Consider the following 25,425-nt stretch of genomic DNA (forward strand, 5'->3'; position numbering starts at 1 on the left):
CGCGGGATTTGTCACGGCGCTCCGGGCGGTGGTGACGCGAATTCGTTCCGGGGTATCAGTTCTCCGGCCTCAGTAGAAGGCGCGTGACACCTGTGAAAGCACGATGAGCCCGCAGATGACCAGGTTCTTGATCTTGTGATCCACGAGGATGGCCACGAATTCGCGGATGGTGGCGCTCGGCCAGAAATACCAGGCCGTCGGCGCCCCGATGACCTGGCCGTTCACCTTGGCGCGGCGCGCGATGAGGGCGGCGCGGAGCACGTGGAAGTTGTTCGTGACCACCGTGCACCGGTAGTCCGCCTTCCGCTCCCTCATGATTTCGGAGCTGAAGGTGAGATTTTCGAACGTCGTCCGAGACCGGTCCTCCAGCAGAATCCGCTCCCGCGGCACCCCGGCCTCGACCAGGTACTCGGCCATGGCGTGGGATTCCGGCAGGTCCTCGTCGGGCCCTTGCCCGCCCGAGGTGACCACCATCGGCTCCCGCCCACGGCGGGCCTCGGAGTCCACGACGCGTTTGGCCCGGTTCAGGCGGCTCCCCAGCAGCGGCGGTACCCGGTGGCCGTCCTGCAGTCCCGATCCCAGCACCACCACGAAGTCCACGCCTTTCTCGGTGCGGATGCGGCCGTAGACGATCGAGTACAGGAGGAAACAGACGAAGAGGAACGAAACGTAGACGACGATCCCGTTGAGGCTGCCGCGGAGGATGTCGAGCGGCTCCCAGGCCAGTTGCGTGACCGTCGCGTTGAACACGACCAGCGCGCAGATGCCGATCCCCGTCAGCAGTGACAGCACGTTGGCCAGCCTGCGGCCTTCGCGGCGGAGCATGGTGATCCCGTTGCAGATCAGGAAGACCGTCAACGCCAGAACCGTCGGGATGATCAGCAGGATCACGCCCACCGCGACGAAGCCCGCCGCTTCGGGTGACACCGAGGCGAGGAGCGCGATGAGGGTGATACCGAGGAACAGGAGCGCGAAGAAGAGGTAGAAGCCGTTCCGCAGCCGTCGCCGGTCGCGAAGGAAGCTCACCAGGAACGCCGCGCAGCACAGGGCCGCGATGGCGAAGGGGATTGCGGCGGCCCTCACGAGTTCTCCAGCCTTGGGACGATGCGGGCACTCGAGTGTCGGTACGCGGTGCGGCGGCATTGAATCACACCGGCGCGGTACCGATGGCGCCGCCGGTCGGCGTGTCGCCTTTCCTTACCCGGCAGTGGGAATCCGCCGCGAGCTGGCGGGTGGGTCGTTAGTGGTAAGGACGGTTAGTGCGGACCGGTATTTGCCTACTTACGTATGACCAGGGCGAAGGTGAAGTGCGGTAGTCGAGGGGTCACTCCGGTCTCGGAGCTCGATGACACCTGACCACTACGGGGTGGCGGCTCAGCGAGTGTCGGGTGTTGACGATGAAGGATATGGGACGTTGAGTGTCCCAAATCCTTCATCGTCGAAGGTGGTCAGTCCGGTCTCGGAGCTTGATCAACGGAGGATCGGGGACACTCAACGTCCCCGATCCTCCGTTGATCAAGACCGTGTCGCCCCGCAACCCCGCGGACGGCAGCCGAGTGGGGAAGATTTGGGACGTTCAACGTCCCAAATCTTCCCCACTCGCCCACATCGGCATCCAGAACAACCTCACCGAGCTGACATCAGGATCCAGTGGGCAGGCAAATACGGGTCCGCTAGAACCGTCCCTACCACTCACGAGCTCTCGCTCACCGCGCCCGTTGCACCGGCCGCTCGTCCCACACCGGTTCCGCGGTCTCCCGCACCCGCCCGTCGGTGCCGAACACGAGGAACCGGTCGAACGAGCGCGCGAACCACCGGTCGTGCGTCACCGACACCGTGGTGCCCTCGTACGCCTCGAGTGCCTGCTGCAGCGCCTCCGCCGAGGCGAGGTCGAGGTTGTCGGTCGGCTCGTCCAGCAGCAGGATGGTGGCGCCGCCGATCTCCAGCAGCAGGATCTGGAACCGTGCCTGCTGGCCGCCGGACAGCTTCTCGAACCGCTGGTCGCCCTGCCCGTCCAGTTCGTAGCGGCGCAGGATGTTCATCGCCGGTCCGCGGCTCCGCGCGTGCTCGGTCCAGAGGATGTCGACGAGCGTCCGTCCGAGCAGTTCGGGATGCGCGTGCGTCTGCGCGAAGTGGCCGGGGACGACGCGGGCGCCGAGTTTCCACAGTCCTTCGTGCGCGACGTCTTCGCCGGCCAGCAGCCGCAGGAAATGCGATTTGCCGGAGCCGTTCGAGCCGAGCACGGCGACCCGCTCGCCGTAGAAGATCTCCAGGTCGAAGGGTTTCATCAGGCCGCGGAGTTCGAGCCCTTCGCAGGTGACGGCCCGGACGCCGGTCCGCCCGCCGCGCAGGCGCATGGTGATCTTCTGTTCGCGCGGGGGAGCGGCGGGGGCGCCCGCCTCCTCGAACTTGCGCAGCCGGGTCTGGGCCGCGTGGTAGCGCGAGGCCATCTCGTCGCTGCGCGCGGCGTACTGACGCATGTCGGCGACGAGTTTCTTGAGCTGCGCGTGCTTTTCGTCCCAGCGACGGCGAAGCTCCTCGAAGCGTTCGAACCGCTCCGTGCGTGCCTGGTGGTAGGTGTCGAAGCCGCCGCCGTGCACCCAGACGTCGCCGCCCGACGGCCCCGGCTCGACGCTGATGATCTTCTTCGCCGCCCGTGCCAGCAGTTCCCGGTCGTGCGAAACGAAGAGCACGGTCTTCTGGGTCTCGCGCAGCCGTTGTTCGAGCCAGAGTTTGCCGGGGACGTCGAGGTAGTTGTCCGGCTCGTCGAGCAGGAGGACCCCGGAACCGCCGAGCAGCAGCGCCTCCAGGACCAGCCGCTTCTGTTCGCCGCCGGACAGGGTGCGCACCTCCCGCCAGCGTGCCTTCTCGTACGGCAGGTTGAGCGCCGCGGTCGTGCACTTGTCCCACATGACCTCGGCTTCGTAGCCGCGAGCGTCGCCCCAGTCGCCGAGCGCCTGGGCGTAGGCCATCTGGGCCGCTTCGTCGTCGCGTTCCATCATCGCGAGTTCGGCCTCGTCGACGGCGCGGGCGGCGTTGCGGAGCGAGTCCGGCGAGACCGAGACGAGCAGGTCCCGCACCGTTCGCTCGTCGCGCACCGAACCGACGAACTGGGGCATCACCCCGAGCCCACCGCTGATGGTCACCGAGCCGCCGTCGGGTTCGAGTTCGCCCGAGATCAGTCTCAGCAAGGTCGTCTTGCCCGCCCCGTTGGCGCCGACGAGCGCGCAGACGCTGCCCTCGCCGACCCGGAACGAGACGTCGCCGAGCAGCAGCCGCCCGTCGGGCAGGTAGTACTCGACGTGCGCGACCTCCACATGCCCCATTCCGACAGCCTGCCTTCGCCGAAGGTGATCACGCAACGCAATATCTCCGGTAAGGTCGGTGACGTGGAGCGAACCTACTTCGGCGTGCGGCTCAAGCTGATGCTTGCGTTGTTCCTGCCCGAGTTGTTCGTCGTGCTCCCGGTCGTCGGCGGGGTCAACCCGCTGAGCCTGGTCACCGCGCTGACGGCGTCGGTGGCGGTCGCCAATCCGCTCGGGCTGGCCGCCGCCCTGACAGCGTCCCTCGCCGTCATCCTGCTCGCGCTCGCGGCGCACTTCCGCCTGGAACCGTCGGCCGCCGCGATGCGGGTGCGAGCCATCAGCCTGCGCGAACGCGCGCAGTTGTACCTGAGCCTGCGCGATCCCGACGCGCGCGGCCGCGTCCGGCCACGGGCTCCGTCACGGGGCATCGTGACTGCCTGACTTCTCCTCGTTCGAAGGTGAGGCAGTCACTCCTGCCCCCGCACCTTCAAACGACGGAGTGACCCGGTCATGTTCGATGTCTTCCTGTACCCCGTTTCCGCCATTCTCTGGTTCTGGCACAAGGTTTTCGGCGCCGTTTCGAGTCCCGACTCGGGCGTCGCCTGGGTGCTGTCCATCGTGTTCCTCGTCTTCACCCTGCGTCTCGTACTGGTCAAACCCGCACTCGGCGCGCTGCGCGCCGGTCGTCGCACGCAGGCTTTGGCCCCGCAGATGCGGAAGATCAAGGAGAAGTACGGCAAGGATCGCCAGCGGATGGCGAAGGAGATCCAAAAACTGCACGCCGACAACGGGTCCAGCCCGCTGGGCGGCTGCCTCCCGGCACTGATCCAGGTTCCGGTGTTCCTGTCGCTGTACTGGGTCCTGCGCGATTTCACCCCGGGTGCCGCGTCGAACCACGTCTTCGACCGCGCCGGGGTGGAGTCCTTCCTGAACGCGGATCTGTTCGGCGCGAAGCTCGGCAACTGGCTTTCGCAGCCGGCGGCGGAGCTGGCCGCGTTCGGCACGGACCACGTCCACATGATCGCGGTCGGCGTACCGCTGATGCTGATCGCGAGCCTGGCCACGTTCTTCTCGATGCGCTCGGGCCTCACCAGGCAGACCGCGACCGCCCCGGAGGCCGCGGGGATCGTCAAGACGATGATGTACCTGGCCCCGCTCGGGATGCTGGTCTCGGGCGCGTTCTTCCCGGTGCCGATCGGGGTGCTGCTGTACTTCCTGGCCACCAACGTGTGGACGCTGGGGCAGCAGCATTTCCTCACCAAGGTCGTCGACAGGGAAGAGGAGGCACGTTCTAGCCGCTGACGGCCGCCCGGCGTGCGGCGATCGAGTACTGCGCGGCCTTCCTCAGCCCGGGGAGGACGGTGTCGACGTGCTCGGCGAGCGCCTTGACCGCGCTCTTGTTCGCGCGTTTCTCCTTGGGGCCGAAGACCGTGTAGACGTCGCCCTCGGCGGACAGCATGGCCAGGACCGCGTCTTCGATCGCGACGGTGGCGGGGTCCTGGCCGCTCAGCACCACGTTCCGGACCCGCTCGCGGAGCTCTTGCGTTCGCTGCGGGTCCATCAAGGTGATGTCGCGAACCGTGAAGATGCCCATCGCCCGGCGCTTCTCGACGAAGAGCACGCCGGACGCGGCGAGCTGGTCGCGGACGGTGTCCTCCGCCTTGTGCCATTCGCGGTCGACGACGGTGAACCACCGGCGCGGCTTCTCGCCGGGAGCGTCCTCGAGCACCTCGGCCAGGAAGGGGTCTATCGGGGTGAGACCGGCCGCGGCCGTGCGCTCGGCCTTTCCGTCACGATCGGTGAGGAGACCGCCGATGATCAGCTCGGCCACCGCGGCCGCGCGCAGGAGCGCGCCCCGCACCAGGGCGCTGACGGGGTCGAGCCTGTTCTTTTCGCTGTCGTAGCCGAGCAGGTACATCCGCTGTGGCAGTGACTGGCTCATGTCGTCCTCTCGTCGGGACCGGTCCCGTCGGACAGCTTTACCCTCGGCCGGATGATGAGCCACCCGGCAGCGCGCTTTCGAGTGACCGCGGCCCTCGCCGTCTGCTGCCTGCTCGCGGGCTGCGGGCCGACCTCGCCCGAACCCGCCCCGGCCCCGGCACCGCCGTCACCGTCGCCGTCTCCGGCTGGCCCGGATCCGGCGCTGGTCTCCTGGGCAGGAGGGTACTGCGGCGCGGTCAAGGAGATGCGGCTGATCGTCTACAGCCTGGCCAAGGGCTACGACATCAAGACCGAGGCCGACGTGCCGAAGGCGGAGGCTTCGCTGAAGAAGCTGGACACCGCGCTGGCCGCCGCGATCGGGGGACTCGAGAAGCTTCCGCAGGTCGCCGCGCCCGCACAGGAGGCCAACGCGCTCGCCTCCGGGGAGCTGGCCTTCTACCGGAAGCTGCGCGGGCAGGTGACCGAGAACCTCGCCCTGCTGCCGAAAGGTGGTGCCCGCTATGCCCAAGCGGCGCTCGACGTGAGCGGGATCGACCTGGTGTCGCACGTGCCCGCCGTCGAGACCGGCAAGGTGCCCGGGCTCGACCAGGCGATGAAGGCGAACGAGTCGTGCGGGCTTGTCGGCTAGATCACGCCGGAATCGGGTGAAGAACTGTTCGGTACCGGCGTGTCGGGCAAAGCCTGATCGGGAATCATCTCGCTCTGCCCGGGAACTGTTCCCGGGCGGGTGGGTGTTCCCGGCGCCGTCAGGCGCCGGGAACGCGTTCAGTGTTTCCGCAGGTGACGGCCCGTGAGCGACGCGGCGTCCTCGGCCAGCGCCGACGGCGCGCCCTCGAACACGACCGACCCGCCGTCGAAACCCGCGCCGGGCCCGATGTCGATGACGTGGTCGGCGTGCGCGATCACCCGTTGGTCGTGCTCGATCAAGACGAGCGTCGCGCCGTCGTCGACGAGTTCGTCGCAGAGGACGAGCAACCGGTCGACGTCGCTGCCGTGCAGCCCGGCGGTGGGTTCGTCGAGGATCAGGCGCAGGTCGTCCGCGGGACCCGCGTCGGCGAGGTGGCGGGCGAGGAGGAGCCGTTGCCTTTCGCCGCCGGACAAGGTGTCGAGGCTCTGGCCGATCGTCAGGTAGCCGAGTCCGACCCGGTCCAGCCAGCGCAACCGTTCCGCGATGGGGGACCGCTCGCCGAACAGGGCGGCGGCCTCCGCGGGGTTCATCGCCAGGACGTCGGCGATGGTCCGGTCGTGCAGGCGCGCGCCGAGTGCTTCCGGGTTGAACCGGGTGCCGCCGCAGGCGTCGCAGCCGGTCTGGACGTCGTCGAGGAACGCCAGATCGGTGATGATGACACCCTTCCCCTTGCAGACGGGGCAGGCTCCGCGGCCGTTGGCGCTGAACCACGACGGATGCTTCCCGGTGGCCTTGCCGAAAGCGTCGCGAACGGGTTCGGCGACGCCGAGCACCGTGGCGGGGGTGGACCGGATGCCGCCGCGCAGCGGTGCCTGGTCGACGACGACGAAACCGGGATGCTGGCGGGGGAGTTCGCCCGCGATCAAGGTGCTCTTGCCGGAACCGGCGACACCCGACACGACGGTCAGGACGCCGAGCGGCACGTCGACGGTGACGTCGCGCAGGTTGTGGCTGCGGGCGCGGGAGATCGTCACGGTCCCCTGGGCGGCGCGGGGCCGCTTCCGGAAGCGGAGCGGGGCACGGAGAACCCGGCCGGTTTCGGTCTCGGTCGTCGTGAGTTCGCGGGGAGTGCCTTCGAACTGGACGCGCCCGCCGCCGGCACCGCCGGTGGGTCCGAGCTCGATGACGTGGTCGGCGGCCGCGATGACCGCGGGATGGTGTTCGACGACGAGGATCGTGTTGTGCGCGTCGCGGAGTTTGGCCAGCAGTTCGAGGAGCCGGTGCACGTCATGGGGGTGAAGCCCGGTGCTGGGCTCGTCGAACACGTAGCAGACGTCGCTGAGGGCGCTGCCGAGATGGCGGACGATCTTGACGCGCTGCGCTTCGCCGCCGGACAGCGTCCTCGATTCCCGTGACAGGCTGAGATAGCCGAGCCCGACGGAATCCAGCGCGTCGAGGCGTTCCCGGATCGCCTGCCGCAGCGGCGCCACCGACGGATCGCGTACGGCCGCGACGACGTCGCGCAGATCGCCGACCGGCATCGCCGACCAGTCCGCGATGGACCGCCCGTCGATCAGGCTCTCGCGCGCTCCCTTGGCGAGACGGGTCCCGGCGCAGTCCGGGCAGACGCCGCGGGTGACGACCCCGGCGAGCCCTTCCTGTTCTTCCGCGGTGAGGCGTGACGGCGTCTTGCGCAGGTACGAGTCCCGGAGCCGCGGGACGATGCCGTCGAAGACGCCGTGCTTGGGATACTCGGAGCCGGGGTCGTCGAGGGAAAGTCCTTCTGCGTGCAGCAGGGTTTCGACCTTCGCCGACGGCAACCGTCCCAGCGGGACATCCGGGTCGACCAGTCCGGAATGGACGAGCCGTTTCCACCGGTAGGTCCCGGGGGCGAACGTCGGGAAGCGCACGGCGCCTTCGCGCAGGCTCCGCGAGCGGTCGAGCAGCCGGTCGAGGTCGATGTCGTCGACCATGCCGAGCCCTTCGCAGCGCGGGCACATCCCGCTGGGATCGTTGAACGAATAGGCGGGCGAGAACCCGGCTCCCGGCTCACCGAGGCGTGAGAACAGCAGGCGCAGCAGCGACGCGATGTCGCTCGCCGTGCCGACTGTGGACCGCGCGTTCCCGGTGAACCGCCGCTGATCCACGATCGTGGTGAAGATCAGCCCGTCGATCCGGTCGACGTCCGGCGGCGGATGCTGCGGGAGGCGGTTCCGGACGAAGGTGGGGTAGGTCCCGGTGACCAGGCGCTCGGCTTCGGCCGCGATCGTGTCGAACGCCAGCGACGACTTCCCCGAACCCGATACGCCGGTGAACACCGTCAGCCGGTGCTTCGGGACCCGCACCGACACCTCGCGGAGGTTGTGCGTCCGGGCTCCCTCCACCGTGATCCAGCGGCCGCGGTCAGCTCGTACTTTCGCCATGAAACGAGGCTACGATGAGTTGTGGCCGGATTACGGCCACAACTAATTGGCAGGGAGGCACCGTGACGGCACCACGAGAACGGATGCTGCGGCTGCTGTCGCTCCTGCAGTCCGGCCGCCAGTGGCCCGCCGCCGAACTCTCCACGGCCATGGAAGTCCCGCCCCGCACCCTCCGCCGCGACATCGACCACCTGCGGACCTTGGGCTATCCCGTGGAGAGCACCCGTGGCCCAGGAGGCAATTACCGCCTCGTCGCGGGCGCCGCGCTGCCGCCGCTCATGCTGGAACACGACGAGGCGATCGCCACCGTGCTCGGGCTGCGGCTCGCCGCGGCGGGCGGGACCGGCATCGACCTCACCGCCGAATCGGCGGACCGCGCCGCCGCGAAACTCCGGCGCGTCCTCCCGGCGGCCCTGCGGCGGCGCACCGACGCGATGCTCGCCGCGGTCGAGTTCGGGAGCGGTGACCAGCCGATGGTCACACCCGACGTCCTGAACGTCCTCGCCGCGGCGATCGCGGCTCGCCGGTGCCTCGAGTTCGCGTACACCGGGAAGGACGGCCCCTCGTCCCGGACGGTCGAGCCGATGCGTCTCGTCCAGCTCGGCAGGCGGTGGTACCTCTACGCCTGGGACCTCGGCCGGCGGGATTGGCGGAGCTTCCGGCTCGACCGGATCACCGCGCCGGAGACGACCGAGGTGGCGTTCGAGCCCCGCGCCCTCCCTGTCGACGACGTCGCGGGTCATCTCCAAGAACGCTTCCACAGCCCGAAATCACTCCGGATCACGCTGACCCTGCGGGTCGGCGCGAGCGAGGCCGCGGCCCGCCTGCACCGGATCGACGGGAGTTTCGAAGCCCTCGGCGACGACAGCTGCCGGTACGTCGCGTACGTCGATTCCTTCGAGTGGCTGGCCGTCGTCCTGACCCTCACCGACATCGACTTCACGGTGGAGGAGCCGGCTGCGTTCGGCGAGTACCTCGCGAGGACCGGACAACGCCTGCTTCGGGGGAGTGGCTCGTGAGCGCCTTTCTGCGCTGCCGGATTCAGGCGTCGCCCGCGTCGGGCCACTGCTGCCCGCGGGTCCAGGAGTCCAGCACCATCAGGGTCTTCGTCCCCGTCACCTGGTGATGCCGCCGGATCTCGTCGATGGTGTGCTGCAGGTGGCCCATGTCCCGGACCCGCAGCCAGACGAGCGCGTCGGGATCGCCCGCGATGGTGAACACCGCCTGGGCTTCCGGCATCCGGGTGGTCGTCCGGACGATCTCGCCGACCTTGGTGGTCCCGGTGAACCGCAGTTCGGTGAACGCCTCGATGCCCCAGCCGAGTTTGGCGTGGTCGATCTGGACGGTGTAGCCGACGATGACACCGTTTTCCTGCATGCGGTCGATGCGGCGTTTGACCGCGGCGGTGGACAACGTGACGCGGGCCCCGATGTCGCCGAGGGTGCGCCGGGCGTCTTCCCGGAGCAGTTCGAGGATTTCGCGATCGGTCTCGTCGATGAGCTGGTCCGCCATGAGCCAGGATGGTACGCAGACGCAACAGATATCGGCTACCGGCGAAGGTGGGCCGGATATTTTGCGTGATCGAGGGCAATAGACTGCCGCTTGTTGCGGCGGCCCGAGCGGTCGGGTCTCCTGTCGTGACATCGCGTGGGGGTGCCGAAGGAGGCAGGTCTGGTGGAGCAGTTCACGTTGGAGGACCGGTATCTGCGGGAAGACGGCACCGTCTACCTCAGCGGGGTCCAGGCCCTGGTCAGGATGCTGTTCGACCGGGTGCGGCACGATCGCGCCGCCGGGGCGTCGCCCGCGGTGTTCGTCTCCGGCTACGAGGGGTCCCCGCTGGCCGGGTACGACCTCGAGCTCGGCCGCCGGTCGGTCCTGCTCGACAAGCACGACGTCGTGCACCGTCCGGGCCTGAACGAGGAAATCGCCGCGACGGCGGTCATGGGCAGTCAGCTCACCGCCTCGATCGGCTCTTCGCGCGGCGGGGTCACCGGGTTCTGGTACGGCAAGGCACCCGGCCTGGACCGGGCGACGGACGCCCTGCGGCACGCCAACCTGGCGGGTACCGACCCGGCGGGCGGCGCGGTGGCGCTGGTCGGCGACGATCCGAACGCCAAGTCCTCTTCGGTGCCCTGCGCCTCCGAGCTCGCGCTGGCCGATCTGGCCATGCCGGTGTTCTACCCGTCCGACTCCCAGGACGTGCTGGACTTCGGGCTCCACGCCGTCGAGCTGTCCAGGGCGAGCGGGCTGTGGTCGTCGATGAAACTCGTGGCGAACGTGGCCGACGCCGCGAGCACCGCCCACGTCCGGCCACAGTGGACGGCTCCGGAGCTGGCGCTGCCCGCGTACCGGCACAAGCCCAGTTCCCGCCTGCTCGGCACCACGCTGATGGCGCTCGAACGCAGCCTCTACACCGAACGCCTGCCGCTGGCCGTCGAATACGTGCGGGCGAGCGGGATCAACCGGATCGTCCAGGAAGGACCCGCGGACCGCATCGGCATCGTCACCGCCGGAAAGTCCTATTTGGACTTGATGCAGGCGTTGCGGCTGCTCGGCCTGGACGCCGACACGTTGTCCCGGCACGGGATCCGGATCCTCAAGCTCGGTGTCATCCATCCGCTCGAACCGTCGATCGTCCGCCGGTTCGCCGACGGCCTGACCGAGATCGTCGTGGTGGAGGAGAAGCGGTCCTTCGTCGAATCGGCGATCAAGGAGGTGCTTTACGGCACCGCCGGTGCGCCCGCCGTGTACGGCAAGACCGGCCCGGACGGCCGCACCCTGTGCACCGAACTCGGCGAACTCGATCCGGACGCCGTGGCCAGGGTGCTCGCCGGGCGGCTGACCGAGCATCACGAGATCCCGTCGGTCACCGCGTGGCGGGGGCGACGGCGCAGTGAGCGCATCTCGGTGCCGCTGCTGACCAGGACGCCGTACTTCTGTTCCGGCTGCCCGCACAACTCGTCGACGAAGGTGCCCGAAGGCACCGTGGTCGGCGGCGGCATCGGCTGTCACGCGATGGCGCTGTTCATGGAGCCGGAACAGGTCGGGGACGTCGTCGGCCTGACGCAGATGGGCGGCGAGGGCGCGCAGTGGCTCGGGATGGAGCCGTTCGTCGAGGCCTCGCATTTCGTGCAGAACATCGGCGACGGCACGTTCACCCATTCCGGCAGCCTCGCGGTGCGGGCCGCGGTGGCCGCCGGGGTGAACATCACCTACAAGATCCTCTACAACGCGACCGTCGCGATGACCGGCGGACAGGACGCCGTCGGCGGGCTCCCGGTGGAGCGGCTGGCGTCGCTGCTCCTGGTCGAAGGTGTCGCCAAGGTGGTCGTCACCAGTGACGAGCCGAAGCGGTTCCGCGGCGTCCGCCTGCCCGACGGCGTGGAGGTCCGCTCCCGTGACGAACTGCTGAGCACGCAAGAGGAACTGGCCGCGGTGCCCGGGGTGACGGTGCTCATCCACGACCAGGAATGCGCCGCGGAGAAGCGCCGCAAACGCCGTCGCGGCAAGCTGGCCACCCCGGCCGCCAAGGTCGTGATCAACGAGCGCGTCTGCGAGGGATGCGGCGACTGCGGCGAGAAGTCGAACTGCCTGTCGGTGCAGCCCGTCAGCACCGAGTTCGGCCGCAAGACCGCGATCCACCAGTCTTCGTGCAATGTGGACTACTCATGTCTGGAGGGGGACTGCCCCTCGTTCATGACGGTGGTGCCCACCGGGAAGAAGCACCGTCGGCAGGCCGGGGAGATCACCGCGGCGGATCTGCCGGATCCCGAGACCGGGAGCACCGACTTCTCCGTGCGGATCACCGGGGTCGGCGGGACCGGAGTGGTCACGGTCGCGCAGATCCTCGCCACCGCAGCGGTGATCGAGGGCAAGCAGGTCCGGACGCTGGACCAGACCGGGCTCGCGCAGAAGGGCGGCGCCGTCGTCTCGGATCTGAAGATCACCGCCGAGCCGACGCCGCAGGCCCCGAAACTCGCGGCCGGGGAATGCGATCTCTACCTGGCCTGCGATGTTCTCGTCGGTGCCGACCCGGCACATCTGACGGTGGCGGACCCCGGCCGGACCACCGCCGTCGTCTCCACGACCGAGGTGCCGACCGGCCGGATGGTCGTCGACACCACCGTCTCCTTCCCGGACGCGGCGGCCGTGCGGGGCGCGATCGCGGAGAGCGCGGCGCGAACCGTGGTGCTCGACGCCAGGGCACTGGCCGAGACCCTGTTCGACGACGACCAGTTCGCCAACATCCTCCAGCTCGGCGCGGCCCACCAGACCGGCGCCATCCCGCTGGCCGCGGCCAGCCTGGAACGCGCGATCGAACTCAACGGGGTCGCCGTCGCGGGCAACCTCCAGGCGTTCCGTCGCGGCAGGCAGCTCGTCGCGGATCCCGACGGCCTGCACGCGGCTGTCACTCCTCCCGCCGTCGCCGCGACCCCGACGCCGTCCGAGGCCGCTCTCCGCGCCCGCGCGCTCGTGCACGCCGAGCCGGGTTCGGAACTCGCGCGCCTGCTGGACATCCGCGTCCCCGAACTCGTTCAGTACCAGGACGCCCGCTATGCCCGGGCGTACGCCGAGTTCGTCGAGCGGGTCCGGGTGCTGGAGGGGGACTCCACCACCGTCACCGAAGCGGTGGCGCGCAATCTGCACAAACTGATGGCCTACAAGGACGAGTACGAGGTCGCGCGGCTTTCGCTCGATCCCGCCGTGCTCGCGGGGATCGAGGCGGAATTCGGGGTGGGCAGCCGCTACGCCTACCGCCTGCACCCGCCCGTGCTCCGCGCGCTGGGAATGAAGCGGAAGATCGCGCTGGGCGCGGGTTTCCGTCCGCTGTTCGTCGCGCTGCGCGCCGGCCGGAAACTGCGCGGCACCCGGTGGGACCTGTTCGGCAAGGCACACGTCCGGAAGGTGGAGCGGGAGCTCGTCACGCAGTACCGGGAAACGATCCTCACCGCGTTCGGCACCGAGGGCGCCGATCGCGGCAGGCTCCTGGCCCTGGCCGAGTTGCCCGACCTGGTTCGCGGTTACGAGGACGTCAAACTGGCGAACGTCGAGGCCTACCAACGGGAACAGGCCGCGATTCTCGCCGATCTCGTCCCGGCGGACAAACTCGGCGTAAGCGGGTGACCTCGGCGCCTCGGTACCGGCGCCGTGGCCGCTTGAAGTACGTGATGGCCCCCTTCCTTGCGTCTAGCGCAAGGAAGGGGGCCATCACGTACTTGGGACAGGCGTGAGGGTCGAGTTTCTTCGGCTGAGCCGAGGCAAGGGGCCCTTCACGGCCCGGACTCGTGAACGACCGCGGCCAGAGGCCGTAGGTAACCAAGACACCCATAGCCCTAACCCGAATCGCCACTCACGACCACCCGGCCCACCAAGCCACCACAGCCCTCCTGTGTCAGGTTCACGAAATAGCCCGGCACACGAAGATATTCCGACGACCATCCGTCTTCGGAACATTCTCGAAGCGGTTGAATTTCGTTACCCGGTCGAGATTCCCGTTTCGTATCCGGCCACTCTCCTCCCGCGACCTCAATGACGTGGTCCGTTCTGTCATGAGAGGGAGGCTGTGATGGCGGTCAGGTTCGTCTCGCCCGACCCGGACGCGTACCCCGAATCAGGCGCCGTCGAGGAGGCCTATCTACCGTCTTGTCCCGCTGAACTGCTGGAACGCCATGGCGCGCGGGTGCTGCGACCCGCGGACGCGATGGTCGTCGCCGGGTGGCCGTCGGAGCGGTCGAGCAGGTTCCTGCCGACCGTCTACCGCGCGAACGCCCTCCTGATGCCGGCGGAGGCGTGGAACGACGGTCCCACCCGCTCCGGTATCGAGGGCGTTCTGCGGGACATGGGATTGCAGGCCCTCACGTCAGGCAGTGACCTCCGCCCGGCGGGCGCGCCGGTCTCGCTCGCGTTGGCGCTCCTTCCCGACGCGAGCGCGCGGACCATCGACGCGTGGGAAGTGCTGCAGCGCATGCGCGAGGCCTCCAGTCGCGAGAGGGCGGGGCTCGATCCGGCTGTCGTGCGCAGGTTTTCCTTGGACCACCTCATGTTCACCGGCGTGGGCCTGACCGGTGTGCCCTGGGATGTCACCGGACTGGGCGAGCGCGTCAACGGTGGCCGGGCAGGCGGCCGGTCCCGGATCCCCGTCTCCCTGCCCGGCCCCGCGCCGTCGCGACCCGCACTGGCCCGGCGCCCGACGGTGCTGGTTCCCGATTCCGGCACCGGGCCCCATCCCTGGCTCGACGTGTACGACCCGTCGCAAGGGGGTCAGTCCGGCGATGAGTTCATCGTCGTCGCACCGGACATCCAGGCGGCGATTCTCGAAAACGAAAAACTGCTGGCGTCGACGGCCCCGGTGGAATTGCTGGTGGGCCATCGCGACGGGCCGATGACGACGGACGCGCTGATCGGCGAGGTCGCCGCGGACGCGGGCCACGGCACCTTCATCGCGGGTGTCGTCCGGCAGGCGGCGCCTCGCGCGAAGGTCCTCGCGGTCAGGATCGTGCACACCGATGGCGTCGCTTATCTTTCGGACACCTTGCTCATGCTGCACAAGGCCTTGGACCGGGTTCGCGCCGCGCAGAAGAGGAACGGCGATCCCGACCTGATGATCGACGTCATTTCGTTTTCCATCGGGTATTTCGAGGAATGGCCGTCGGCCGCGAAGTACACCTCTCAGCTCGCCGAGGTCGTCGGCAAACTGACCGAGCGCGGCGTGGTGGTCGTCGCCGCGGCGGGCAACAACGCGACGACACGCGAGTTCTTCCCCGCGGCCCTTTCGACCCGGCTGTCGGGCAAGGGGCCGCGGGTGGTCGGCGTCGGCGCGCTGAATCCCGACGGCAGCAAGGCGTTGTTCTCCAACGAAGGCGCCTACGTGTCCTGCTGGGCCGACGGCGTCTGCGTGGTGAGCACGCATCCGACCGACATCGACGGATCGGAAACTCCGGACCATCATGTACCCGCTCTGGGCCGGAAGGGATTCGACCCGGACTGTTTCTCGAGTGGATTCGCGATCTGGGACGGAACCTCCTTCGCCGCCCCGCAGGCGGCTTCGGCGGTGCTCAACGCGCTGATCGAAGTCGCGGAGACGGAGAGAACGCCGCTCACGGACTGCACGCGAAGCGCCACCCGGAAGCGGGCCGAAGCGGCATTGGACCTGCTCCGATGAACACGCCATCGGGCGCCCTCGACTTCGACCATCTCGCGACGCTGCTCAAGTCCGCCCAGAGTGGTGACAGGGAAGCCCTGAACGGGCTGATCGAGACCCTGACCCCCTTGCTGTGGCATGTCGCGAGAGCGCAGGGGATCGACAGGGACGGCGCGTCCGACGTCGTCCAGACGTCATGGCTGAATCTTCTCGGCTCCCTCCACGAGATCCACAGTCCCGCCGGCCTCACCGGCTGGCTGATCACGGTGACCAAACGGGAGACCTGGCGGGCGCGGACCCGCTACCAAGCCGAGCGCCCGCCCGCCGACGGTCTTTTCGAGTCGGTGCCCGCGCCCGGTCCGCGTCCGGACGACGAGGCGGTCGCCGCCGATCAGCGGCGGAGGTTGTGGGCGGCGGTGAACAAGTTGCCCGAACGGTGCCGGACCCTGCTGCGCATCGTCGCCTTCGTGCACCGACCGGATTACGAGGAGATCAGTTCGGCGCTCGGGATCAAACGAGGCAGCGTCGGACCCACACGAAGCCGTTGCCTGACCCGGCTCAAGCAGATCTTGACCACCGCCCACGGCGAGGAGTGGAGATGACCGGCATCAACGAAGAATCCCTCGACGACCTGGACCGGACATTGCTCCGCCAGGTTCGCGAGCTGTGGAACGAAACCGACCCGGTACCCGTGAACCTCGTGGAACAGATCCAGTTCGCGGTCCGGCTGAAGAACGTCGAACTGGAGGTCTTCCGGCTGATCGAATGCGGAGGGGTGCCCGCCGCCAGGGGGGACGAGCGCAGCACCCTGCTCACCTTCGAGTGCAGCAGTCTCACGATCATGGTCAGCGTCGGCGCCCGCACCGACGGCACGGTCCGGCTGGACGGGTGGATCCAGCCACCGGCCGCGCTGGAGATCGAGGTCAGGACCTCCTCCGGCTCGATCACGATCAGCTCTGACCGCGAGGGGCGGTTCGCCGTCGACAGGGTGGCGCGGGGCATGGTTCAGCTGATCGCCCGGCCGCAGGGTGGAGGCCGGACGATCAGCACGCCGGCCATGGAACTCTAGGGCCGGTCGTGGAGCCAGATCACCTGTCGCCGAAGGGCATCGACGAGCGTGTGCGCGCGCTGCACCGCGATGGGATCGAAGCGACCAACAGCGGGCACCCCGTACGCGGAGCCCGGCTGCTCCGTGCCGCGGTGAAACTGCTGAACCGTCCTCCGGCTCGGCCGGCGCTCGCCGCGAGAGTTCTGAGCACCCTCGGGGGTGTCGAGGTCGTGCTGGGCAACAGCGAACACGGCTTCGACCTGCTGGACGCCGCCGAGGTGCTGCCCGTCGCCCCCGGTGACCACGGTGCGCTCCGTCAGCAGCGCGGACTGGCCCTGATCCTGGTCGGACGGATGGCCGAAGCGCTCACGTGCTTCGACGAAGCCATTCCGCTGTTGAGGCGTTCCGGCGAACCCGTGGCGCTGGCCAGGGCGTTGTTGAATCGCGCGCTGCTGCACCAGACCGCGGGCCGGGTCCGGCTCGCTCTCGCCGACCTCGACGCCTGTGCCGAGATCGCGACGGCCCACGGGGCTGCCGACGGACTTCCCAGGACGTTGGCGAAAGCGCTCCAAGGACGAGGACAGGCGAAGGTGCTGACCGGGGACATCCCCGCCGCGCTCCGCGATTTCAGCGCGGCGGCCGAGGTCTACGCGGAGCATGGCGAGGGCATGTTGGCTCCGCTCGCGGTGGACAAGGGGCGGGCGCTGCTCGCCGCGGGTCTGCCGAGCGAAGCCGCCGCCGAGCTCGATTTCGCCCTCGCGCGTTTCCCCCGGCTCCGGATGGATCAGGAACATGCCGAAGCGGAGCTCACCAGGGCACGAGCCGCCTTGGCGGCCGGAGACCTGGCAGGCGCCCGGCGATGGGCAGGCCGCGCGACCCGTCGCTTTCGCAGGCGCGGCAACGACACCTGGGCCGCGGTCGCCGCGCTCACCCTGCTGCGGGCCGACTTCACGGCCGGTGGCCGGATGAAACGGGTGGCGGCCGACGCGGCGGAACTCGCCACCCGGCTCACGGGCCTCGGGCTCCGGAACGACGCCGAGACGGCGAAGCTCTTGGCCGCCAGGGCCAACATCGCTCTCGCCGACCCCGAGGCCGCACGCGCCGCGCTCGCGGACCGTGCCCTGCCGGACGGTCCGCTGGCGAACCGGTTGCTCCGCAAGCTGGCCCGGGCGGAGCTCGCGTGGTCGACCGGTGACCGGCGGACGACCTTGGCCCAGGCACGGGCCGGGCTGAAATCGCTCGAGGCCTATCGAAGCGGGTTCGGAAGCCTCGACCTCCGAACCGGTGTCGCCTCACTCGGCCGCGATCTGGCGAAGACCGGCCTGGCAGCGGCATGGGCGAACGGTTCGCCGGAGGTCGTCTTCCGCTGGCTGGAACGCTCCCGTGCCCAGGCTTTCGGGATTCAGCGGCCCCACCGGCCCGACGGGGAAACCGTCGACGCCGTCGCCGAACTGCGCCAGCTCGCGGGCAAGATCCGCACCACCGAACTCGCCGGCGCCTCGGACGCGGAGGCGCGACGCCGGTGCGCCGAACTGGAACGCGGCATCAGGGCTAGGGGATGGGAGACCGAAGGGGCCGACCTTCAGGTATCCAGGGCGACCTATGGCGGTGTCCGCGCCGAACTGTCCAAAAGGGACAGTGTGATGCTCGGTTTCCTCGCCGACAAGGACAGATTCCGTGCTTTGGTGGTCGACGGCCACCGTGCGTCGTTGATCGATCTCGGTGACGTGGCCGTGGTGACCGAAGCGGTCATGCGCCTGCAGAGTGATCTGAACGCGGTCTGCGGCCGAAGGCTGCCGGCCGCGCTGGAGCGGGTCATCCGGTCGTCCGTGCGCCGCCAGGTCGGTGTGCTGGCCGAGGAACTGCTGGTACCGCTGCTCACGCGACTGGGCGACGCCGACGTGGTGGTGGTGCCCACCGGAGTTCTTTCGATCGTGCCGTGGGGGTTGCTCGAGCCCTTCCGGGGCCGTCCGGTGACGGTCACACCGTCGCCTTCCGCCTGGCTCGCCCTCTGTACGGTGCCCACGCGCGAAACAGCGGACCACGCGGCGATGCTGACGGTCGCCGGTCCCGGACTCGAGCACGCCACGAACGAAGCCGATCGCGTCGCGGAGGTCTACCCTCGCGCGGAAGTGCTGGCAGGCAACGACGCCACGATCGAGGCGACGTCGAAAGCTCTCGCCGAATACGACTCGGTGCATCTGGCCGCACACGGGCACCATGAACAGGAGAACGTGCTCTTCTCCCGCCTCGACCTGGCAGACGGCCCGCTGATGGCCTATGACGTCCAGCTGCTCGAATCCGTGCCGGACCATGTCGTCCTGTCCGCCTGCGACATCGGCCAGGCGGTGGTCCGTCCCGGGGACGAGATCCTCGGGTTCACCGCCGCGTTGCTCTACAGCGGAAGCAGGACGGTGATCTCCAGTGTGGCCAGGGTCGACGATCGAGCGGTCGTCCAGGTCATGGAGTCCTACCACCGGGCGCTGGCGCGGGGGACGGTGCCCGCGAGGGCGCTGGCCGACGCCACCTGCGGCGAACTGCTGATGCCGTTGGTCTGCTTCGGTCAGTGAAGCCGAGTTCTTCCGGAAAGGCAGGCGATGATGGAAACCGGTGCCGCGCCCGACGAGCCGCCGCTTGTCGAGCCTTTCTGGCCGACGTGCGCCAACGACGGGTGCGTAGGCCGAACGTGCGAGGGGTTCGACCATTGTCTCGCTCATCTGGACGAGCGCGGGCTGCGCGAGACGCTCCGGAATCTCGGTCCCGGTGCGGATCTGGACGTCCGTGGAACCACGTTCACCTCGTCACTGCTCATGTCGTTACTGATTGCTGTTGCCGATACTCCGGCGAATCAAGAGTTCAAGACACCGCATTTCGGTACTGCGGACTTCGGACATTGTCACTTCAAGGACTTTTTTCACTTTGATCGCTTGGGTTGGGATCATCCAGGCACGCTCACCTATCCTGAGTTCAGGAAATCTCAAGAAGTCTCCTATCTGAGCGGTCGTGGGTTCGCCGGTGCGCGCTTCGATGGCATGGCCCGGTTCGGGAGCGCGCGGTTCAGTGGTGACGCCTGGTTCACCGGTGCGCGGTTCGACGGAGGCGTTTGGTTCGGGAGAACGAGGTTCGAGGGGCACGGTGGATTCAACGATGTCGAGTTCAACGGGAATTCGTATTTCGGGAGCGCGAGATTCGGGGGAATCGCCTGGTTCGGAGATGCACGGTTCAACGATGAGGCGGACTTCACCGGGGTGCGATTTCATCGAAGTGCCCGGTTTGCAGAGGTGCATTTCGGTGGTGGAGCGGATTTCGACGAAGCACGCTTCGGTGCGGCCGCGATGTTCGAGGGCGCGACGTTCCACGGAGCCGCGTACTTCAGCAATGCGCTCTTCGAAGAGGCCGTGAGGTTCGGCCCGCTGGTAGCGACGTCTCTCGTCATCGACGGTGCCTCCTTCGCCCGTCGTGTCGTGGTCGAGGCGGAGGCTGGATCGCTTACAGCATCCGATGCGCGCTTCGAAGCGGGCACCGAGCTACGAGTACGTCGTGCCCAGGTGACCCTTCGGCGAGCGTTCTTCGGGGCGCCGTCGTCACTCAGCGGTTCCCCCGTACCGTTCACGCGAAGGGTCTCGAGCCTGGTCGTCGAGGCTGATCCCGAAATGATCGTGCAGTGGCCGGGCAACCACGCCTCCGGCTCGGTCGAGGTCCTCGAACCGTGGCTACCCAGCGTGCTGAGCGTGCAAGAAACCGATGTGTCGCAAGTGACCCTCGCGGATGTGGACCTGCGGTGGTGCCGGTTCGCCGGAGCTCACCAGCTGGACAAGCTCAAGCTGGAGGGCAGGGGCCCGTTCAACCGGCCTCCCGCCGGTTGGCGGCTCGGCTGGGCGTGGCCGCCCGTGTGGCATTGGTGCCGGAGGCGGGTTCTGGCCGAGGAGCATCCGTGGCGGGCCGAGCGGCGCAAACACCACGGCTGGTCCAGGAACCTGCCCAACCTCGGGAGTCCCGTCACTTTCCCTCCGCTCAGTCCGGAACGGCTCGCCGTGCTGTACCGGTCACTGCGGAAAGCGTTCGAAGACGCCAAGAACGAACCAGGTGCGGGCGACTTCTACTTCGGCGAAATGGAAGCACGTCGCCACTCCGGAACGACCTCTCGCCGGGAACGTGTCTTGCTCACCCTCTACTGGATGATCTCCGGCTATGGTCAGCGCGCGGGACGTGCCCTCTCCGCGTTGGTCGTGCTGGTCGCCGTGATCTTCGCCCTGCTCACCCAGTTCGGCCTGACGAACGGGACCGGGACGCAGGAGATCGTCGGCCCGTTCTCTGCCGCGTCCGGACAGCCCTCGACGACTGTTTACCGAGTCCAGCCCGTCGAGTCGAAACTGCCCGCGCCCGACAAGAGATGGACGCCCGACCGGATGGACAAGGCAATCCGGATCGCCTTGGGCTCGGTGGTCTTCCGCGAAACCGACCAGAAATTCACACCTCTGGGATTCTGGACGGTCATGGCGGGCCGTGCGCTCGGTCCTCTGCTGGTGGCTCTCGCGGTCTTGGCCATCCGTGCCCGTGTCAAACGTTAGCGGCGTACTTCGTCAGGTGGTCCAGGATGGTGGCGGGTTCCGGCATCGCGGCGATCCGCTCGGCGAGGGACGCGGCGGAATCGCGGTACGCGGGGTCGGCGAGCACAGTGCGGACCGCGTCACGGATCCCGTCATCGGCGAGCACCCCGGCGCGAGCCTCGACGACCTGGGCGGCCATGTCGAACTGATCGGTGGCCAGCGGCGAGACCACCAGCGGCACACCGTGCGCGAGCGCGCCCAGTACGGTGCCCGCGCCCGCGTGACAGACGACCGCGTCGACATAGGGCAGTATTCGTTGCTGAGGAAGGAAGTTCTCGATACGTACGGAGTCAGGCTGTGCGCCGAACCGTTCCCGGTCGCCGTCGCGGCCGATGGTCGCGACGACGTTGACACCTTCACCGTGCAGCGCCGAGATCATGGTCTCCAGCACCCCGGGCCGGGTGTTGTGAGAGGTCCCCGCCGTGACGTAGACGGTCCGCGCGTGGGGTAGCCCGTCGAGGACGGCAGGGCGGTTTCCGGCCGCGGGCAGAACTCCTTCCGGGCGCACCGGGAGACGGACGGGGTGATCCCAGACGACTCCTCCCGGCCGCAACGCTTCCGGCCAGATGTCCAGGTACGGGACGGTGTCGTGATCGGGGAACCGGTCGAGGCCGAAGCGCCGCACGATCGGGTCGAGCGCTCGCCAGCCGCCCGCCATGATCCCGGCCGGTTTCGGCGGACCGATCCCGTGCACCACGTACGGCAAACCGGCGATCGCGGCGGCGGCGGGCGCGGCGAATTCGGCGGCACCCGCGATCACCAGATCGGGCCGATGCTCGCGGACCGCGGCCAGCATCTCGTCCACCCTCGGCCCGGCTCCCGTCTCGGCCATCACGGTGACCACGTAGGCCAGCTTCTCGCCCGGCGACATCACCGCCAGCTCGGAGGGTGAGTACTTTCCCCAGGCCTGACGGGCGGCCGCCTCGTCGACCGGTCCGCCCACCCCGATGGTCGGCAAGCCGCTCGCTCGCGTGTGCTCGACCGCGTTCGGCCCGGTCGCGAACATGACGTCGTGCCCCCGGTCCCGCGCCGCCGAGGCCAGCGGCAGCAAGGGGGCGATGTGGCTGTATCCCGATCCGGCGGAGAAGAACAGACGTGTCACTGAAGGCTCCTCAACGAAGGAATTGTCCATAGCTCTTCTGCAGGCGCAGTTCGTTGATCTGCCGCGAAGTGTCCAGCGTGACACTGACGAGGAACACGAGAACCACCTGGAGGGTCACGCCGCCGAAGGGGAGTCGCGGGCTCGCGTCCAGCAAAGCGAGTCCGGCGACCGGGATCAGCGCGATCACTCCGGCGTAGACCGCGCCGAAGAAGCTGATCCGGTGGTACACGTAGCCGATGTAGTCGGCCGTCCAGCTGCCCGGCCGGATCCCGGGGACGAAACCACCCGTGCGCACCAGGTCTCGGGACACCTGCTCGACGTCCAGTGTTCCCGCCGCCCTGACGAACGCGAAGAGGCCGGCGAGGACGACGTAAACCACGATCCGCCAAGGAGTTCCTTCGTCGCGTAGCCGGGATCCGGTCCATTCGAGCCAGGTCACGGTGGGCCAGAGGCCCGACGCCAGTACCGGCAGGGACAGCAGCACGGCGGCGAGGACGGCGGGGCTGTTCGCCTGGGCGATCCGCAAAGGGATGTAGGTCGGGTTTCCGCCGTAGGTCCGCACGCCGATCATCCGCTTCGCGTGCTGTATCGGGATACGGCGTTGTGCCTGCGCGACGACGATCGTGCCCACCATGACCGACGACGCCACGACGGCCATGACCGCGATGGCGACCCAGCCCTTCGCTTCGTAGAGGCGCAGGGACTCCGCCGGCAGCACCGCCAGGACCTGTGCCAGGAGCAGAATCCGGACGCCATTACCGAAGCCGTGGTCGGTGATCACCTCGGTCAGCCGCAGGACCAGCGCGGTACCCGCCGTCATGCACGCCACCGTGACGACGATGGAGACGGCGCCGTGGTCGTCGAAAACCTCCCGGTCTCGGAACACGACCACGCCGACGGCACCGAGGAGGCCGAGCACGACGGTGAGCCGCCGCCGGTACCGAGTCAGCAGGCGCGCGCCGGCTCGCCCTTCGGCCCGGAGCGCGGCCAGCCGCGGGACCAGGGTGATCAGCGTGCGCAGAACCGGAGCCGCGGCCAGGCAGGGAAGGACGCCGAACACGAACACCGGCAGGGTGGACAGCCCGCCACCGGTGAAGAGGTCGAGTAGCCAGTACCAGGGGTTGTCGGTCTTCGGGATTGCTTCGAGCGCGCGGGTGTCCACGTGGGGAGCGGGCAGGTCCTGCCCGAGCCGGAACACCACGATCGCCAGCAGGGTGACCAGGATCCGGTGACGGAGGGAGCTTCTGCCCGCCGTCCGCTCGGCACTGTCGTTCATTGGTTGCTGAGGCCTCCGTCGTCGTCCTGCCCGCCATGTGTGGACCACGCTAGGAAGGGCGGATGAAATCCCGATGACACGCCGCCCGGCTCACCGGGCAGGACGGAGCCGCTCGGTGAGGTAGGCGAGGATCTCGTCTCTGGCCCGCAGCGTGGGTTGCCCGTCGGAGTCGACGAGGTGAGCGGTGACGACGCTGTGCGGCGTGCCGACCACGTCACGGAAGAACGGGGGAGGGTCGGTGTTGGCGGCGCCGTCCGGCAGGACGCGGCCGTCGAAGGCGTCGCCGAGGAGGGCTTGGTAGGCGGCGAAGCGCTGGCCGGTGCACCAGCGATCACCGTCGAAGCGGTAGGCGAGGACTTTCAGGCCATCACGCGAGACGCGGTCTCGGATCGCGAGCGCGTCTTCGTCGCTGAGTTCGAGCCCGCCCGGGTCGTCCAACGGCAGTGACGGATGGTTGACCACGGACGCGACGACGGCGGGTTCGAGCGCCATCGTGAGGGCGAAGTTCCCGGTGAAGCACAGCCCGATCGCTCCTACTCCGGGACCGCCGCACTCGGCGTGGGCCAGCCGTGCGAGCCCGCGCAGCCAAGACGTGACGGGGCTGGTGCCGCCGCCGGCGAACGCCCTGAACTCCGCGCTGACACACGCGCGGCGGACCACCTGCTGGCCCTCCTCGGCCGTCGGGTAGGCCCCGTCCGTTCCGAAGAGGGACGGCAGGTGGACGGTGAACCCCGCGTCCCGCACCCAGCGCGCGAACCGGAGAACGTCGGGGCTGATGCCCGGCATCTCGGGCATCAGCACCACGGCGGGCCCGGAACCCCCGACGTATACCGTCTTCGTCACGCCGTCCACCTCCCGGAGACAGCGAGAGAAATCGGTGATCGCATCGTCGAGGTTTCCGTCCACACCCGCAGCCTGGACCATCGCGCCCATCGGCGGCGATAGGCCGGATCGCCAGATTCAGGGGTAATCTCGCCATATGCTGCGAGTCGGTGTCCTGGCCTATCCGGGTTGCTTCGCGTCCGAGGTGTTCGGCGTCCCCGATCTCCTCACGATGGCCACGCACGTCGCAGGACCGGACAACGCCGGATACGAGGTGTCTGTCGTCTCGCCGCGCCGCCGAGTCGTCGCATCCGGCGGTGTGGCGTTGACCGTCTCGCCGCTGCGTGAGGTGGACGTCCTGGTCGTGCCGGGATTCGAGTTCATACCCGGTCAGGACCTCGACGCGAAGATCGCGGGCCTCTCCAAGGAAGTCGCGGCGATCCGGTCCCACGCCGAAGCGGGCAACGTCGTCGTCTCGATCTGTGTCGGCGCGTTCCTGCTCGGCGAAGCAGGGCTTCTCGACCGGCGCCGCGCCACCACGTCCTGGCTCTTCGCGGACGAACTGGCTCGACGCCGCCCTGAGGCCGATGTCCGGCCCGAGCACCTGGTCGTCACCGACAAGGGAGTCACGACGACGGCGGCCTTCAGCGCCATGTACGACTTCGCGCTCGAACTGATCCGCGAACACAGCGGCGCCGAGGTGGCGCGGACGACAGCGCGGGTGGCGCTGGTCGACGACGCGCGATCGTCCCAGACCCCCTACGTCGACGCGCGGCTCCTTCCGCAGCGCGGCAACGAGTTCTCCCGCCAGGTCATGCGACGGCTCGACCAGAACCTGGCCGCCCGTTACGACCTGGCGGCCTTGGCGGACACGTTCAAGGTCAGCACGAGGACGTTGCTGCGGCGTTTCGCGGAGGAGGCGGGCCAGAGCCCGCTCGAATACCTGCATTCCTCACGCGTCCGGCGCGCCCGCCATCTTCTCGAAACGACGGACCGCACCGTCTCCGGAATCTGTACCGCGATCGGGTACCGGGACCCCGGAACCTTCGCCGCCCTGTTCGCCAAGCACACGGGACGCCGTCCGAGGGATTACCGCGCGGCGTTTCGTCGCGGCGCGGGCGGATAGCCA

At 68.7% G+C, this 25,425-nt stretch carries 19 protein-coding genes; 11 read left to right on the forward strand and 8 right to left on the reverse strand.

What is annotated here, in order from left to right; genetic code table 11:
- Window positions 1–69: 69 nt before the first annotated feature.
- A complete protein-coding gene (locus ACLJRM_RS19880; protein ID WP_410663904.1) occupies window positions 70–1,083 on the reverse strand; it encodes a YdcF family protein in 1,014 nt (337 codons plus the stop codon).
- A gap of 623 nt (window positions 1,084–1,706) precedes the next feature.
- Complete coding sequence (locus ACLJRM_RS19885) at window positions 1,707–3,326, reverse strand: ABC-F family ATP-binding cassette domain-containing protein (protein WP_101608531.1); 1,620 nt, start codon at window positions 3,324–3,326, stop codon at window positions 1,707–1,709.
- A gap of 63 nt (window positions 3,327–3,389) precedes the next feature.
- Here ACLJRM_RS19885 and ACLJRM_RS19890 point away from each other — a divergent pair, with 63 nt between their 5' ends.
- Both ACLJRM_RS19890 and yidC read left to right on the forward strand, forming a co-directional pair.
- Window positions 3,390–3,746, forward strand: a complete 357-nt coding sequence (locus tag ACLJRM_RS19890) for a DUF6412 domain-containing protein (protein WP_101613257.1) — start codon at window positions 3,390–3,392, stop codon at window positions 3,744–3,746.
- Between the two features lie 69 nt (window positions 3,747–3,815).
- Complete coding sequence (yidC, locus tag ACLJRM_RS19895; protein WP_101608530.1) at window positions 3,816–4,607, forward strand: membrane protein insertase YidC; 792 nt, start codon at window positions 3,816–3,818, stop codon at window positions 4,605–4,607.
- On the opposite strand, the gene ACLJRM_RS19900 is transcribed toward yidC, so the two are convergent.
- On the reverse strand, window positions 4,597–5,247 hold the full coding sequence (locus ACLJRM_RS19900) for a GOLPH3/VPS74 family protein (protein WP_101608529.1): 651 nt from the start codon (window positions 5,245–5,247) through the stop codon (window positions 4,597–4,599). The genes yidC and ACLJRM_RS19900 overlap by 11 nt on opposite strands.
- 51 nt (window positions 5,248–5,298) lie before the next feature.
- Between ACLJRM_RS19900 and ACLJRM_RS19905 the strand changes: the two genes are divergently transcribed.
- The gene (locus ACLJRM_RS19905) at window positions 5,299–5,874 is read left to right on the forward strand and encodes a hypothetical protein (RefSeq protein ID WP_410663905.1); all 576 of its coding nucleotides are present in this window, start codon (window positions 5,299–5,301) and stop codon (window positions 5,872–5,874) included.
- A gap of 137 nt (window positions 5,875–6,011) precedes the next feature.
- Here ACLJRM_RS19905 and ACLJRM_RS19910 read toward each other — a convergent pair whose 3' ends face one another.
- Entirely contained in the window at window positions 6,012–8,297 is a 2,286-nt protein-coding gene (locus ACLJRM_RS19910; RefSeq protein ID WP_410663906.1) for an ATP-binding cassette domain-containing protein, read from the reverse strand.
- Between the two features lie 62 nt (window positions 8,298–8,359).
- Between ACLJRM_RS19910 and ACLJRM_RS19915 the strand changes: the two genes are divergently transcribed.
- Window positions 8,360–9,316, forward strand: a complete 957-nt coding sequence (locus tag ACLJRM_RS19915; protein WP_410663907.1) for a helix-turn-helix transcriptional regulator — start codon at window positions 8,360–8,362, stop codon at window positions 9,314–9,316.
- Window positions 9,317–9,338: 22 nt separating this feature from the next.
- On the opposite strand, the gene ACLJRM_RS19920 is transcribed toward ACLJRM_RS19915, so the two are convergent.
- Window positions 9,339–9,809 (reverse strand): Lrp/AsnC family transcriptional regulator, encoded by a 471-nt coding sequence (locus ACLJRM_RS19920; protein ID WP_101608525.1) that lies wholly within the window; start codon window positions 9,807–9,809, stop codon window positions 9,339–9,341.
- A gap of 162 nt (window positions 9,810–9,971) precedes the next feature.
- On the opposite strand from ACLJRM_RS19920, the gene ACLJRM_RS19925 reads away from it, so the two are divergent.
- From ACLJRM_RS19925 to ACLJRM_RS19950, 6 genes are all read left to right on the forward strand, one after another.
- Window positions 9,972–13,421 carry an indolepyruvate ferredoxin oxidoreductase family protein gene (locus tag ACLJRM_RS19925; RefSeq protein WP_410663908.1) on the forward strand — a complete coding sequence of 1,150 codons (3,450 nt, stop codon included), beginning with the start codon at window positions 9,972–9,974 and terminating at the stop codon, window positions 13,419–13,421.
- A 442-nt stretch (window positions 13,422–13,863) separates the two neighbouring features.
- Window positions 13,864–15,459, forward strand: coding sequence for a S8 family peptidase (locus tag ACLJRM_RS19930; RefSeq protein WP_410663909.1), 1,596 nt, complete (start codon window positions 13,864–13,866; stop codon window positions 15,457–15,459).
- Window positions 15,456–16,040: an RNA polymerase sigma factor gene (locus tag ACLJRM_RS19935; protein WP_101608522.1), complete on the forward strand. Its 585-nt coding sequence runs from the start codon at window positions 15,456–15,458 to the stop codon at window positions 16,038–16,040. Before ACLJRM_RS19930 ends, ACLJRM_RS19935 begins: the two co-directional genes overlap by 4 nt.
- Window positions 16,037–16,507 (forward strand): hypothetical protein, encoded by a 471-nt coding sequence (locus tag ACLJRM_RS19940; protein ID WP_101608521.1) that lies wholly within the window; start codon window positions 16,037–16,039, stop codon window positions 16,505–16,507. The genes ACLJRM_RS19935 and ACLJRM_RS19940 overlap by 4 nt, the downstream gene beginning before the upstream one ends.
- An 8-nt stretch (window positions 16,508–16,515) precedes the next feature.
- Complete coding sequence (locus ACLJRM_RS19945; protein ID WP_410663910.1) at window positions 16,516–19,056, forward strand: CHAT domain-containing protein; 2,541 nt, start codon at window positions 16,516–16,518, stop codon at window positions 19,054–19,056.
- Between the two features lie 30 nt (window positions 19,057–19,086).
- Window positions 19,087–21,057 carry a pentapeptide repeat-containing protein gene (locus ACLJRM_RS19950; protein WP_410663911.1) on the forward strand — a complete coding sequence of 657 codons (1,971 nt, stop codon included), beginning with the start codon at window positions 19,087–19,089 and terminating at the stop codon, window positions 21,055–21,057.
- Here the strand turns inward: ACLJRM_RS19950 and ACLJRM_RS19955 are convergent.
- The 3 genes from ACLJRM_RS19955 to ACLJRM_RS19965 all read right to left on the reverse strand — a co-directional run bounded on the left by ACLJRM_RS19955 (window position 21,047) and on the right by ACLJRM_RS19965 (window position 24,317).
- A complete protein-coding gene (locus ACLJRM_RS19955) occupies window positions 21,047–22,198 on the reverse strand; it encodes a glycosyltransferase (protein WP_410663912.1) in 1,152 nt (383 codons plus the stop codon). The genes ACLJRM_RS19950 and ACLJRM_RS19955 overlap by 11 nt on opposite strands.
- 10 nt (window positions 22,199–22,208) lie before the next feature.
- Window positions 22,209–23,474, reverse strand: coding sequence for a preprotein translocase subunit SecY (locus ACLJRM_RS19960; protein ID WP_410663913.1), 1,266 nt, complete (start codon window positions 23,472–23,474; stop codon window positions 22,209–22,211).
- Between the two features lie 90 nt (window positions 23,475–23,564).
- Window positions 23,565–24,317 (reverse strand): dienelactone hydrolase family protein, encoded by a 753-nt coding sequence (locus ACLJRM_RS19965; protein ID WP_233223127.1) that lies wholly within the window; start codon window positions 24,315–24,317, stop codon window positions 23,565–23,567.
- 136 nt (window positions 24,318–24,453) lie between these two features.
- Here ACLJRM_RS19965 and ACLJRM_RS19970 point away from each other — a divergent pair, with 136 nt between their 5' ends.
- Window positions 24,454–25,422, forward strand: coding sequence for a GlxA family transcriptional regulator (locus ACLJRM_RS19970; RefSeq protein ID WP_101608518.1), 969 nt, complete (start codon window positions 24,454–24,456; stop codon window positions 25,420–25,422).
- Window positions 25,423–25,425: the final 3 nt, after the last annotated feature.

This window comes from Amycolatopsis sp. lyj-84 (assembly GCF_046549075.1).
Classification (GTDB): Bacteria; Actinomycetota; Actinomycetes; order Mycobacteriales; family Pseudonocardiaceae; genus Amycolatopsis.